Annotated in this window: 12 protein-coding genes; 7 read left to right on the forward strand and 5 right to left on the reverse strand. The window is 68.7% G+C overall.

Features of this window, described 5'->3' with window-relative positions; all coding sequences use genetic code 11:
* Window positions 1-48: 48 nt before the first annotated feature.
* The gene (locus JWS13_RS44645; RefSeq protein WP_206011432.1) at window positions 49-1,584 is read right to left on the reverse strand and encodes an APC family permease; all 1,536 of its coding nucleotides are present in this window, start codon (window positions 1,582-1,584) and stop codon (window positions 49-51) included.
* Between the two features lie 169 nt (window positions 1,585-1,753).
* Between JWS13_RS44645 and JWS13_RS44650 the strand changes: the two genes are divergently transcribed.
* Together JWS13_RS44650 and JWS13_RS44655 are read left to right on the forward strand one after the other, a co-directional pair.
* The gene (locus tag JWS13_RS44650; protein WP_206011433.1) at window positions 1,754-2,482 is read left to right on the forward strand and encodes a TetR/AcrR family transcriptional regulator; all 729 of its coding nucleotides are present in this window, start codon (window positions 1,754-1,756) and stop codon (window positions 2,480-2,482) included.
* 51 nt (window positions 2,483-2,533) lie between these two features.
* The gene (locus tag JWS13_RS44655; protein ID WP_241032566.1) at window positions 2,534-4,009 is read left to right on the forward strand and encodes an FAD-binding protein; all 1,476 of its coding nucleotides are present in this window, start codon (window positions 2,534-2,536) and stop codon (window positions 4,007-4,009) included.
* On the opposite strand, the gene JWS13_RS44660 is transcribed toward JWS13_RS44655, so the two are convergent.
* The 3 genes from JWS13_RS44660 to JWS13_RS44670 all read right to left on the reverse strand — a co-directional run bounded on the left by JWS13_RS44660 (window position 3,981) and on the right by JWS13_RS44670 (window position 6,479).
* On the reverse strand, window positions 3,981-5,543 hold the full coding sequence (locus JWS13_RS44660) for a glycosyltransferase family protein (protein ID WP_206011434.1): 1,563 nt from the start codon (window positions 5,541-5,543) through the stop codon (window positions 3,981-3,983). The two genes, JWS13_RS44655 and JWS13_RS44660, sit on opposite strands and share 29 nt — an antisense overlap.
* Window positions 5,544-5,754: 211 nt before the next feature.
* Window positions 5,755-6,039: a YciI family protein gene (locus tag JWS13_RS44665; RefSeq protein WP_206011435.1), complete on the reverse strand. Its 285-nt coding sequence runs from the start codon at window positions 6,037-6,039 to the stop codon at window positions 5,755-5,757.
* A gap of 11 nt (window positions 6,040-6,050) precedes the next feature.
* Window positions 6,051-6,479 carry a CBS domain-containing protein gene (locus tag JWS13_RS44670; RefSeq protein WP_206011436.1) on the reverse strand — a complete coding sequence of 143 codons (429 nt, stop codon included), beginning with the start codon at window positions 6,477-6,479 and terminating at the stop codon, window positions 6,051-6,053.
* A 164-nt stretch (window positions 6,480-6,643) separates the two neighbouring features.
* Between JWS13_RS44670 and JWS13_RS44675 the strand changes: the two genes are divergently transcribed.
* Entirely contained in the window at window positions 6,644-7,303 is a 660-nt protein-coding gene (locus tag JWS13_RS44675) for a response regulator (RefSeq protein WP_124393470.1), read from the forward strand.
* A gap of 27 nt (window positions 7,304-7,330) precedes the next feature.
* Here JWS13_RS44675 and JWS13_RS44680 read toward each other — a convergent pair whose 3' ends face one another.
* The gene (locus JWS13_RS44680; RefSeq protein ID WP_206011437.1) at window positions 7,331-7,948 is read right to left on the reverse strand and encodes a hypothetical protein; all 618 of its coding nucleotides are present in this window, start codon (window positions 7,946-7,948) and stop codon (window positions 7,331-7,333) included.
* Between the two features lie 202 nt (window positions 7,949-8,150).
* Between JWS13_RS44680 and JWS13_RS44685 the strand changes: the two genes are divergently transcribed.
* From JWS13_RS44685 to JWS13_RS44700, 4 genes are read left to right on the forward strand one after another with little or no spacing between them, the layout of a single operon-like run.
* Entirely contained in the window at window positions 8,151-8,657 is a 507-nt protein-coding gene (locus JWS13_RS44685) for an FxsA family protein (protein WP_160093799.1), read from the forward strand.
* 12 nt (window positions 8,658-8,669) lie between these two features.
* The gene (locus JWS13_RS44690) at window positions 8,670-10,274 is read left to right on the forward strand and encodes an amidohydrolase (RefSeq protein WP_206011438.1); all 1,605 of its coding nucleotides are present in this window, start codon (window positions 8,670-8,672) and stop codon (window positions 10,272-10,274) included.
* Window positions 10,264-11,967 carry an apolipoprotein N-acyltransferase gene (gene lnt / locus JWS13_RS44695; protein WP_206011439.1) on the forward strand — a complete coding sequence of 568 codons (1,704 nt, stop codon included), beginning with the start codon at window positions 10,264-10,266 and terminating at the stop codon, window positions 11,965-11,967. The genes JWS13_RS44690 and lnt overlap by 11 nt, the downstream gene beginning before the upstream one ends.
* Window positions 11,894-12,676: a polyprenol monophosphomannose synthase gene (locus tag JWS13_RS44700; protein WP_206011440.1), complete on the forward strand. Its 783-nt coding sequence runs from the start codon at window positions 11,894-11,896 to the stop codon at window positions 12,674-12,676. The genes lnt and JWS13_RS44700 overlap by 74 nt, the downstream gene beginning before the upstream one ends.
* Window positions 12,677-12,946 lie beyond the last annotated feature (270 nt).

Here is a 12,946-nt window from a genome sequence, read left to right on the forward strand (position 1 = left end):
GTCGGGAAGTGCTTTCGTCGGTATTCGGATCACGCGGCGGTGCGCTGATCAGGAACGGGTGGTGACGGCGACCTCGGCGGGCGCACCTCCACCGAGCAGGTTCGCGTCGTCGGCGTCAGTTCCGCGGCCGGTGACGAAATAGGGCGATCGGCGGACCCATTTCGCATGCGCGGCCACCATCAGCCCCGACATCACGACGAGGATCGGGAACAGTAGCTGAAACCACCCGTTGGTCGCGCTGATCTCGAGATGATCGGCCGAGGTGTAGAAAATCCAGCCCAGATATCCGCCGAGCGCCAGCAGCACCAGGGCACTGCTCCCGGGAAACACGACCGCGCGCAATCCCTCCCACGGATGTTCCCGCAGGAGTCCGCGGAACCGCACAGCGGCCGCGAGTGCCGTCAAGCCGTACCAGAGTGCGACCACCAGTCCGATCGAACTGATGCCAGCACCGAGAAGATCGCTCAGCTTGGGGATGACCGTGGCCAGAAGCGCGACCACGGCGGAGATGCCGCCGAGCAGCACGGTACCGGCCGCGGGGGTTCCGTAACGGGAATGGACACGGGTCCACACCGGGCCGAGTGTGCGGTCCCTGCCCATCGCGAACAGTCCACGCGCACTGGGTATCACGGTGGCCTGGAGTGAGGCGACGACGGAGAACATCAGCGCCAGCACGGGGAGCGCGGCCAGCGGTTGATCGGCGAGCGCCTCGCCGAGATACGCGAGCCCGACGGTCCCGTTGTCCGCGAGTTCCGCCGGGGTGAGGACGCGCTGGAACGCCACCGCGCCGAGCAGGAACAAGCCGAGGACCAGAAAGACGGTGATCACACCGGCGCGGGACGCGTCGCGCGGATCGCGCACCTCCTCGCTCACGCTGAACGCCGCTTCGAAACCCCAGTAGAAGAAGACGGCGATCACCATGCCCTGCGCCAGCACGGCGAACGACGGAATTGCGAAGGGGTTGAACCAGGAGAGCGAGAACGGCTGGCTCCCGGCGAACAACCCGTACACGCAGAAACCGATCAGCACGACGTACTCGAAGACGAGGAGGTACTTCTGCAGTCGTGCCGCCACCGCGACGCCGCGGACAGCGGTGAAGGTCACCGCTCCCAGAACGGTGAGTCCCAGCAGCGTCGACTGCAGTGTGGAATCGGGATCGAGGGGGAGTCCGGCGACACTGTGCACGCCGGCCATGCCGCCGAGCTGCAGGATCGCCGACCCGGCGATCGCGGTGGTGTAGGCCATGAACACGACGACGGCGACGATGGCCATCCAGCCGGTGAGGAACCCCAGCCACGGACTGAGGCTGCGGCCCACCCAGACGTAGCTGTTGCCGCAGTTGGGTTCGACCCGGTTGAGCCGGGCATATCCGCTGGCGATTCCCAGAATGGGAACGAACGCCAGCAACAGCACCACCGGCATCTGGAGGCCGACCACGGCGGCGACGACTCCCAATCCGACACCGATGCTGGTCGTCGCCGCGGTACTCGAGGCGGCGATCGCAATGCCGTCCATGACTCCGAGGGTTTTGTGGAAGGCCGTCGCCCTGGGCGCGCCGGCCGCGCCGTCGTTCACTGTTGCCATCTGCGTCGCTTTCGCTCGAAGGGTGGGGAGGGCGACGCCAGGCCCGGATCCGGACTTCTCACGGCCGGTGCCTGGGGTTTCGCTCCCTGCCTGTGACATGCAACACTGTCGATGTCCGCATGGTCAACGGTGTTGGCATAAGTCGGGATGCGACGGAAGGAGCCCGAAATTGGCGAAGCAGATGGTCTCGGATTCGCCCAGAAGGAGACGCAGGCCGACGAAGCAGGGTGTCGTTCTCTCGGAGCAGACGATCATCGAAACGGCGTTGCGGTTGCTGCGGCATCACGGCAGCGCGGGGTTGTCCGCTCGCCGTCTCGGGGCTGCGCTGGGGGCCGACCCGAGCACCCTGTACCGGTACTTCCACGGAATCGACGACCTGACGCTGGCGATCGCCGACGAGCTGATCGGCCGGTCGTTTCACGGCTGGGAACCCACCGGGGACTGGTGGCGAGACCTGTACGCACTCGGAATACGTTCGCATGCGGCATATCTGGATCACCCGCAGGCGGCAGTCCTGTCGGCCAGCAGAGTCAGCGGCCGCGCCTCCGAGCAAGCCGCAGTCGACACGATTCTCGGAATACTGCGTGAAGCGGGCTTTCCCGACGGTGCAGCCGTCCGCCTCTACCGCGCGTTCGTCGATCAGATGCTGGCGTTCGCCGCACTCGACGGCGCCGAACTCGCGCTACCCGACGACGTCCGTGAGTCGGACCGGGAACTGTGGCGATCGTCGTACACGCAACTGCCGGCCGAGACACACCCGCACATCGCTGCGACCGCGGGACTTCTCGTCGGACTCGCCGACCGCAGTGCGTATCCAGACGCACTCGAACTGTTCCTGGACGGCGCACGCGCCCTGCTTCAGCGACTCGAAACGACGAGGGACCCGGCGGGCACGTGACCGTCGGCAGACACCGCGAGTCCGGTCGTAGAATTCATCGGGGAGAACCTGATGTGCTCCATTCGGCGAACCGTGTTGATCGCTGCCGCTCTTGCCGTCGGTGCGGCGGCAGCCAAGGGCGTGTCTGTCGCACGGACCCGGGACGTGCCGCCACCGGCTGTGGACGGCGAGTTGCGCTTCGACCGGGCGGCGCGCGACGCCGTCGCCGACGACTTCGGGCACCTGGTCCGCACGCCGCCGGAGGTCGTACTGCTGCCGGGGTCCACCGACGACGTCGCCGCGACGATCCGCTGGGCCGCGAAGCGGGGCCGCACGTTCGCCCCGCAGGGGCAGCGGCATTCGGTGTGGGGACGATCGTCCGCCCCGGACGGCATCGTGGCCGATATGACGGCGCGGCATTCCGTCGGTGACGTCCGGGGAGACCGGATCGTCGTCGGCGCGGGCGCGACGTGGAGCGAGGTGCTCGCCGCCACGCTGCCGCAGGGAAAGACCCCGCCCGTGCTCGCCGACTACCTCGGGCTGTCGGTCGGCGGGACACTCGCAGTCGGGGGTGTCGGCGGCACGACCTGGCGATACGGCGTCCAGAGCGACAACGTCGTCTCGATGGTCGTGGTGACCGGTGCGGGGCGGACGATCACCTGTTCGGCGGAGCACCATCCCGACCTGTTCGCCATGGTGCGGGCGGGTCTCGGCCAGGTGGCCGTGATCACCGAGGCGACGCTCGCGCTCGTCGCGGCGCCGCGGCAGGTCCGCAGGTTCGTGCTGTCCTACCCGGACCTCGCGACGATGCTGCGGGACGAGCGTCTCCTGGTACGCGCCGGCCGCTTCGATGCGGTGCAAGGTGCGATTCCGGCAGCGCCGACCGGTGGTCTGATGTTCCAGGTGGACGTCGCGAAATTCTTCACCGGGAGCCCACCGGACGACGACGTCCTGCTGGCCGGTCTGTCCGACGATGTGGCCGGGCGGACGCCGAGCACCATTCCGTATGCCGACTACCTGAACCGGTTGGCCGGGCTGGAATCGGCGTTGCGCGCCAACGGCCAGTGGTTCCACCCGCACCCCTGGATCACGACCTTCATCGGTGACTCCCGGGTCGCGGACGTCGTCGACGACGAGCTGGGCAGGATCGACGCCGCACACGACCTCGGCGCATTCGGCCAGATCGTGCTCTCTCCGATCTTCACCGGAGCGATCACAAGCCCGCTGCTGCGCACACCCTCGGAGGAGCTGTGCTTCGCGTTCAACTTCGTCCGGGTGCCGACGACGGCCGACCGCGGCAACGCCGACCGGCTCGTGGAAGCCAACCGGGCCGTGTACGAACGCGTCCGCAGCAACGGCGGCACGCTCTACCCGGTCAGCGCGTTCCCGATGTCACCCGAAGACTGGCGCCGGCATTTCGGGCCCGCGTTCGACCGTCTCCGTGAGGCCAAGCGCACCTTCGACCCCGAGCACGTCTTGACACCCGGCTATGAGATCTTCGAGGACGTTCCACACCACCTCAACCGGCGGCGAGCGGCACCAGGGTGAAGTGGCCGACTCCGCGGGCCGCGGAGAACACTTCCCACGACATGGGACCGCCGGGACCGCGGCCCTCTCCGTACCGGAGGTCGAAGGCGGGGTTCACCGGCGCCAGTCGGTAGTCGAAGAAGGCGTAGTTGGCGCGCAGCATCGTTCGCGCCGGCTCGGAGGCCTCGGCGAGCCGCGGCACCAACCGGTCCTCGACCACCAACCCGCGGTCGGAGAACTCGTCGACGATGACGCATTCACAGAAGTACGCGAGCGTGCCGATCTCACCGGGAGACCGGACCGGTGCGTCCCCGACGAGCGTCCCGACCGCACGGCCGACCCGCTCGTAGTCCTGCGCACTCGCCCAGTTGCCGAAAATGGGTGGCGCCTCCCACGGGAGGCCGCCCTCGACGTCGAAATACACTGCGCCGGCGCCCAGCACGGCGAGCAGACCGGCCAGCGCACCGACGACGGCGCGGTCCGCGGTGTCGCGAGCGGCGGTCCAGTGGATGCCGGCGGCGAGGACGGCGAACATCGCCAGCGTCGTCGCGGGCGCCACGTAGTACCAGTGGTACGGCACGGTGTCGAGGACGACGTAGGCGACGTAGTACAGCGCGCCGGACAGCCCGAGCGCGAGGACCGCCCCCGGCACCGGTAGCGGTCGCTTCCGGTAGCGGGCGTACGAGAAGAGCGCGAGCAGAAGCAGGACGAGTCCGAGTGCTGCCGGCCCGAAAGCGGCGACGGTCCGCCACGGGTTGGACTCGAAGTACATGATCGGGCCGGTGAGGTAGTTGAAGCCGCCCACGTCGGAGGCCTGCCCCTGCTTGATCAGGAAGGTGTCGGGCAGGGCCGAACCGAGGACGAGCCAGCTGAACACGTACCACGGCGCGGCGATCGCGGCGAAGCCGGCGAGGGCCCGACGCACCTGGCCGCCGCGAATCGCCGGCGACAGGGCCGCGATGACGAGAACGAACACGAGCAGGTCCAGTCGAACCAGCGCCGCCGTACCCGCGGCCGCACCGAACCACGCGGCCCGCCCGTCGAGCGCGAACCACACCATCACCGCGACCGCGGCAGGGATCAGGAGCACCTCGAGCCCGACCGCCGACAACACGAACGGGTTGAACGCCACCAGCGCACCGGCGAGCGCCGCCCAGAACGTTCCGAGGCCGAGTCGCCGCCCGATCCGGGCCAGCACCCACCCCAGTAGTGCGGTGACCGCGACGTTGAGCATCCCGAGTGCGAGCAGCGGATCGCCCGGGCCCCACAACCGGGTCAGGAACGTCAGCGCCCCGAGCACCAGCACGTTCAGCGGGGACGTCGACGTGTTCGCGGTCAGTCCGTGCACGATCGCCCACTCGCCGTGGACGGCCAGGTTCCGGGCGGCCGACAGGCTGATGTAGGCATCGTCGGTGAGGCTGCCGGACACGACCCAGAACAGCACGGCCGCCACCACCGCGCCCGATGCGGCGAGGATCGCCGGCGCCCGGTACGGGTTCGCGACCGGTGGCGGGGTGGACCGATCGAGCGGTGGGTTCAGCAATCCTGTAGACACCGCGACATCGTAGAGGGCAGGGGGAAACGCCGCGCAGCCACCGAACCCGAAGGTGACGAGGTCGTACGTTTTGCAGTGTGTTTAGCGGCGCGGATTGACGGGAAATCGATGGCGCAGGGTCGGAGGCGCAACCGGTGGCACACCCGGTCCAGGTTCCGCGGGTTGAGTCCCCAGGCCGCGGGACCGCCCGCCGCCGATGGCTCCCGGCGTGCTACTCGCTGAATTCGCCCATCGCGGGCGACCATTCGCGAATCTGCATGTTCGCCACCAGATTCTCCTCGGCGAACGGATCGTGCGCGAACACGCGCGCGACCGCGTCCTCGTCCTCGGCGTCGACGATGAACAGCGCACCGTGGCCGCTCGCGAGAGGCCCGGTCGAGCGCATGATCTTGCGACGGAGGAGCTCGGAGAGCCACGCACGGTGCTGTGTTCGGTGATCGTCGCGAAGGGCCGACGTCTCAGGGCTGTAGGTGTACTCCACGACGAACAGTGGCATGTGGTCCTCGCTCAGCCGTGGTCGATGTAGGACTCGAGCTGGTCGCGTTCGGTCTGCAACTCGCCGATCCGGCTCTTCACCACGTCGCCGATGCTGACGATGCCGACCAATTGGCCGTCCACGATCACCGGCAGATGCCGGATCCGGCGTTCGGTCATGGTTTCGGCGAGACTGTCCACGGTGTCGGTCGGCAGGCACGCGAACACCGATGTCGTCATGATGTCCACGACCCGCGCATTCAGGATGTCGGGGCCGCGTTCGTGGATGCGGCGCACGATGTCGCGTTCGGTGACGATCCCGACGACGGCGTCGTTCTCCGTGACCACCAGGGCTCCGACGTTGTGCCGGGCAAGTTCGCCGATCAGGGTGCTGACCGGCATTTCCGGATCCACCGTCACCACGGCGGGACCCTTGTTCCGCAACACATCCGCGATTCGCATCTGGACACCCCGATCCCTGGGCTCTCCCACTGTCCGCCGTCTCGATCATAGGCAGACTTCGAGCGTATGCCAGGGGTAATGGAGGTCTTGGTTTGGTTATCCACTCGTGACCGCCTGTCGTGCGGGCAGCGCGCCCACTCGGAGCGCGGTGTTAGGTTGGCGCTGTGCCGATCACCGTGCTACTCGTCGACGACCAGGAACTGATGCGGATGGGCCTCAACATGGTGCTCGACGCCCAGGACGACATCACCGTCGTCGGTGAGGCGAGCGACGGGGCGGCCGCCGTCGCCGCGGTCCGCAAACTCGAACCCGACGTGGTGCTGATGGACGTCCGGATGCCGGTGGTGGACGGGGTGAGCGCCACCGCCCAGATCCTGGAGTCCGGTGTCGCCAGCCGTGTGCTGGTGATGACGACGTTCGACCTCGACGAGCACGCCATGGGTGCGTTGCGGGCGGGGGCCAGCGGTTTCCTGCTCAAGGACACCCCGTCGGAAGACCTGGTGTCGGCCATTCGCAGCGTCGCCGCGGGTGATGCCGTGGTGTCGCCGAAGGTGACCCGGCGGCTGCTGGCGAGGTTCCTCGACGACGGTCCGGCGCCGTTGCGCGACCCGGAGGTCCTCGACGTGCTGACCGAGCGTGAGCGGGAAGTTTTACAGTTGGTGGCCACCGGGCTGTCGAACACGGAGATCGCCGCTCAGCTGTTCCTGTCGGAGTCGACCATCAAATCGCACGTGGGCCGGATCCTCACCAAGCTGAACGTCCGCGACCGGGTGCAGGCCGTGGTGCTGGCCTACGAGACGGGCCTGGTGCGACCCGGCTCGTAGGCCGGCGGGTGGGGAAGCGTACCGCGGTCAGACGGTGAAGGTGCCGACGGTCGGGACCACCGTGCACGTGACGGCGTCGGCATAGCCGACCGTGCCGAACATCGTCGCGAGAACCGTGCCCTTGCCGGTGTCGACGATCTTCGACAGCAGTGGGGTGCCCAAGATCGGCAGTTTGTCGTCGAGTTTCACGATGCCACCCTGGAACGTGGTCAGGTTGATCCACGCGACGCTGAGTTCGGACGACTGCGGGATCGCAACGTAGGCGGGGATCGCCTGGAAGCGGAGTTGGTTCGCGCTGATCTGGGGGAACAGGTTCGGGCCGCCCTGTGCGCTGGCCAGTGTGACCGTCGCGGGTTTGTCGGCGACGCCGCACCCGAGGGTGGGGGACGGGTACATGAAATCCTGCGGCGTGGTGAGTCCGACTTCGAGCACGTCCTTCGGGATGAACACGCTGGCACCGAGAAGTGCGTCGACGGCGGCGGTCGCGGCGGGGGAGACCTCGGTGGCCAGCGCCTGCAGTTCGGCGGCGCCCTTTGCGAAGTCGGCGACCGGTGCTGCCGACGCCGGTCCCGAGGACAGCATGCCGAAGGCGGCTGCGGACGCGAGAACGATTGCGGCTCGGCGGAAGACGGTGGAACGAGTCATATCGGCTCCTCGTTGTGCGCGGGATCGGAAGACCCCCATCGCAGTGAACTGCATCATGTGCAGAGTCTCAATGTCAACTTGAGGGTTAGCATCGTGGCCGCTTCGATATCTGCGGCCGGGAGAAAAACGGCAACCTCGAACGTTGAACGATCAGACGGTTGACCCAGACCCTCGATGAACCGGCCGTCCGAAAGGGGACGTCATGTACGCCGCACTGTTCCTGTTGTACGTAGTGGTGGAGATCGCCGCGCTCGTCCTGGTCGGTCACGCGATCGGCGTGCTGTGGACGGTGCTCCTCCTGCTCGGGGGAACGCTGATCGGACTGCTGCTGATGCGGTCGCAGTGGCGTCGTGTGATGGACGGACTGCGTCGGGCGGCGGGCGGCGACGGCTCCCCGGGGGCCGCGGTCGCGGACGGCGCACTCGTCGCGCTGGGCTCCGCCCTGATGTTCGTTCCCGGCCTCGTCACCTCGGTGCTCGGACTGCTCTTCCTCATTCCGCCCACCCGGTGGGCCCTCCGACCCGTCGTCGTCCTGCTGGCGGGACGCCGCGCCGCGACCGTAGCGGCCGGAGCCGAGGCGTTCGCGCGGGCACCCCGGCGTGGACGCGGTGAGGTGATCGAGGGAGAGGTCGTCGACGAGGTCTTCGAGGGCGAAGTGATCGACGAGGAGCCCCGAACCCCGACCCGTGATCCCCACGTTCTGCCCTAACAGGCAGACTGGTTGCCTGTGACTACACAACTGCTGGTCGGCGGCCGAATCTACAGTTCCTTTGCACCAGACGCCACGTCGATGGCAGTGACCGACGGTGTCGTGTCGTGGGTCGGCGACGACCGCGCGGCCCGCGCGCTGCACCCCGGCGCCGAGGTGGTCGACCTCGGCGGCGCGTTCGTCACCCCGGCGTTCGTCGACACGCACGTGCACGTCACGGCGCTCGGCCTGAACATCGTCGGACTCGACCTGGTGGGGGTCGGTTCGCTCCGCGAGTGCCTCGACCGGCTCGCGTCCTTCGCCCGCACCCATTCCGACGCGGTCATCTGGGGCCACGGCTGGGACGAATCGGCGTGGCCGGAAGGCACCGGCCCCACCACGGCGCAACTCGACGAGGCCGCCCCCGGACGCACCGTGTACCTGTCCCGGATCGACGTCCACTCGGCCGTGTGCTCGACGGCCCTGCGCCGGTCGGTCCCGGATCTGAGCGAGGCCTCCGGGTTCTCGTCCGAGGGACCGCTGACCTTCGAGGCGCACCACGCCGCCCGCACCGTCGCCCGCTCACTGCTGACGGCCGAGCAGCGCTCCGCCGCCCGCCTCGCCGCCCTCGACGCCATCGCCTCGCGGGGCATCGTCGCGGTCCATGAATGCGGCGGACCCGACATCGCGGGACTCGACGATTTCCGTGAACTCCTCGCCACCCCGCACGGCGTCGAGGTCCGCGGCTACTGGGGTGAAGCGGTCACCGACGCCGACGAGGCCAGGAAGCTGCTCGACGCCACCGGCGCGCACGCGCTGGGTGGCGACCTGTTCATCGACGGATCCCTCGGCTCTCACACGGCGTGGCTGAGCGAACCGTATGCGGACCTGGACGGCGGCACCGGCAAGAGCTACCTGGGAGTCGACGAGATCGCCGCCCACGTGCGCGCCTGCACGATCGCCGGAATTCAGGCCGGGTTCCACGTCATCGGCGACGCCGCCGTCCGGGCCGCGGTCGACGCGTTCGCCGTCGTCGCCGACGAACTGGGCGGTCCCGCGGTCGCGGCGGCCGGGCACCGACTCGAGCACGCCGAGATGATGACCGGCGACGATGCGGCACGGCTGGCGCAGTGGGGTGTGATCGCCAGCGTCCAGCCCGCATTCGACGCCCTGTGGGGCGGAACCGACGGACTGTACGCGCAGCGCCTCGGAACCGAGCGCGCCCTCACGCTCAACCCGTTCGCCGCCGCCGCCTCCGCCGGGGTGTCGCTCGCGCTGAGCTCCGACGCACCGGTCACCCCGGTGGAACCCTGGGCGATGCTGCGCGCCGCCGTCCACCACCGCACGCCCGGCAGCGGGATCTCCCCGCGCGCGGCGTTCTCGGCGGCCACCCGCGGTGCGTGGCGTGCCGGCGGGGTCCGCGACGGTCTCGCCGGGACGCTCGCTCCGGGCGCACCGGCGTCGTACGCCGTGTGGGATGCCGGCGAACTGGTCGTCAGTGCCCCCAAGGACTCCGTGCAGCGGTGGTCGACCGATCCCCGGTCCCGGGTGCCCGCCCTTCCGCGTCTCGAGGACGACGCGCCCACGCCGGTCCTGCTGCGGTCGGTTCACCGGGGGAGCGTCGTCCATGAGCGGTAGCACGACGGCACGCTGGACCACCGGAAAGCGTGGCGTGCTCGTGCGCTCCGTCCTGTCGGTGGCCGCCGGATTCCTCGTCTTCGCCGGTTTTCCACCCCGCCCCCTGTGGTTTCTCGCGCCCCTCGGCATCGCCCTGCTGACGCTGGTCCTCACCGGTGCCGGCGGCGCGGCACCGCGGCTGCGCGCGGGCTTCGGCTACGGCTACCTCGCGGGACTCGGTTTTCTCGTGCCACTGCTCCCGTGGATCGGGGTGTTCGTCGGCGCCCTCCCGTGGCTCGCGCTCGCGGCGGTCGAGTCGCTGTTCATCGGATTCTTCGGGGTGCTCGCCGTGCTCGTGTCGCGGCTGCGCTGGGCGCCGCTGTGGATCGCGGCGTGCTGGTCGCTGACGGAATGGCTGCGTGCGAGTGTGCCGTTCGGCGGCTTCCCCTGGGGGCGGTTGGCGTTCGGTCAGTCGGAGGGCTGGTTCCTGCCGCTCGCCGGCATCGGGGGTTCCCCGTTGCTCAGCTTCGGGGTGGCGCTGACCGGTGCCGGACTGGCGTCCGTCGCCGTCACGGTGCGAGCCCGGGCGGGCGGCGCCACGAACTGGGTGCGGCCGCTCGCGGGCGGTCTGGTCGCCGCCCTCGCCGCGACGGTCGTCTCGCTCGCACTGTGGCCGACGCTGCCGGGCATGGACTCGGGGGACCGGACGATCACCGTCGCCGCGATCCAGGGCAGCGTCCCCAAACTCGGTCTCGACTTCAACGACCAGCGCAAACGCGTCCTCGACAATCACGTGAACCGAACCCTCGAACTCGCCGACGACGTCGCGTCCGGCGCGGCACCGCAACCCGACCTCGTCATCTGGCCGGAGAACGCATCCGACATCGACCCGCTGCGCAACGCCGACGCCGCCGCGGACATCTCCCGGGCGTCCGAGGCGATCGGCGCACCCATTCTGGTGGGAGCGGTGCTCGTGAACTCCGACCGCACCACCACCAACTCGGTGATCGTGTGGGACGGCGATGCCGGTCCGCAGGAGCGGCACGACAAGAAGATCATCCAGCCGTTCGGTGAGTACCTGCCGTACCGCGGATTCTTCCGGCACTTCTCCTCCTACGCCGACCGCGCGGGCAACTTCGTTCCCGGCGACGGCGATGGCGTCGTCCACGCGAACGGGATCGCCGTCGGCGTCGCGACCTGCTACGAGGTCGCCTTCGACCGGGCGTTCGAGCAGTCGGTACGTAGCGGCGCCGAACTCCTGGCCGTCCCCACCAACAACGCCACGTTCGGCGACACCGAGATGACCTACCAGCAACTGGCGATGTCGAAGGTGCGGGCCGTGGAGCACGGGCGCGCCGTCGTCGTGGCCGCCACCAGCGGTGTCAGCGCGATCATCGGACCCGACGGGTCCACAGTGCAGCAGACCCCACTCTTCGTCCCCGCGGCCCTGGTGTCGCAGGTGCCGCTGAGCACCGGTACTACGCTGGCAAGTCGGCTCGGCCCGATTCCGGAGATCCTTCTGTGTCTCGGCGCCGTCGCTGCCGTCGCGTTCGCCGTGGTGCAACGACGACGCACCGTTCGCACACCGATTCACAGCAGTACCGAGAAGGCGCCGGCAGATGCCGGCAGGGAGGATCCTCATGGCATCGGAGACCGATTCCGGGCAGAGCGGGGCACCGAGCGCACGGACTCTGGTGATCATTCCGACGTATGACGAGCGGGAGAATCTCGGCCTGATCGTGCGGCGCCTGCATGCGGCGCTGCCGCGGACGCATGTTCTCGTCGTCGACGACGGCAGCCCCGACGGCACCGGCGACGTCGCGGACGCCCTCGCGTCGAACGACGACGCCGGTCGCATCCACGTGATGCACCGGACGGAGAAGAACGGACTCGGCGCCGCCTATATCGCCGGCTTCCGGTGGGGCCTGGACCGCGACTACACCGTCCTCGTCGAAATGGACGCCGACGGAAGCCACGCCCCGGAACAGTTGCATCGTCTGCTCGACCAGGTCGATGCCGGCGCCGACCTCGTCCTCGGGTCGCGCTACGTGCCGGGCGGCACGGTGGTCAACTGGCCGAAGCACCGCGAGTGGCTGTCACGCGGCGGGAACATCTACTCCCGACTGGCCCTCGGCGTGAAGATCAAGGACATCACCGGCGGATTCCGCGCATACCGCCGCGAGGTGCTCGAGAAACTCGACCTCGCCGCGGTGGAGTCGCACGGCTACTGCTTCCAGGTAGACCTGGCGTGGCGGGCCATTCAGGAGGGCTTCACGGTCCGTGAGGTTCCGATCACGTTCACGGAGCGAGAGATCGGCGAATCCAAGATGAGTGGCGGGATCGTCCGCGAGGCCCTTCTCAAGGTCACCCAGTGGGGGCTGCGGAACCGGATCGCCCGGATCAAGGGCGTGGCTGCCAGATAGCGCCACGAGTACCAACCGCTGCCCCATTCCTTCGACAGAAGTAGTGGGGCAGTGCTGGGTTAGGTGCTCCAAAACGTGATACCCAGGGGTAAAGCGCCGCGCGTCCACATTCTGAGACGCCCTGAAACGGTTTGAACCGCACGTCCGATAGGAACCTGAAGCGTACTCCCGGGTAAGGTTCGGTTAATTCCCAGGTTCGCAGGTCACTATGAGTTTCTTGGGTGGCCGGTGGGTTCGTCCCACCGCCGGAGTGGGAAGAGGACGTACAAG

Origin of the sequence: Rhodococcus pseudokoreensis (genome assembly GCF_017068395.1) — a bacterium.
In the GTDB taxonomy this organism is placed as follows: Bacteria; Actinomycetota; Actinomycetes; order Mycobacteriales; family Mycobacteriaceae; genus Rhodococcus_F; species Rhodococcus_F pseudokoreensis.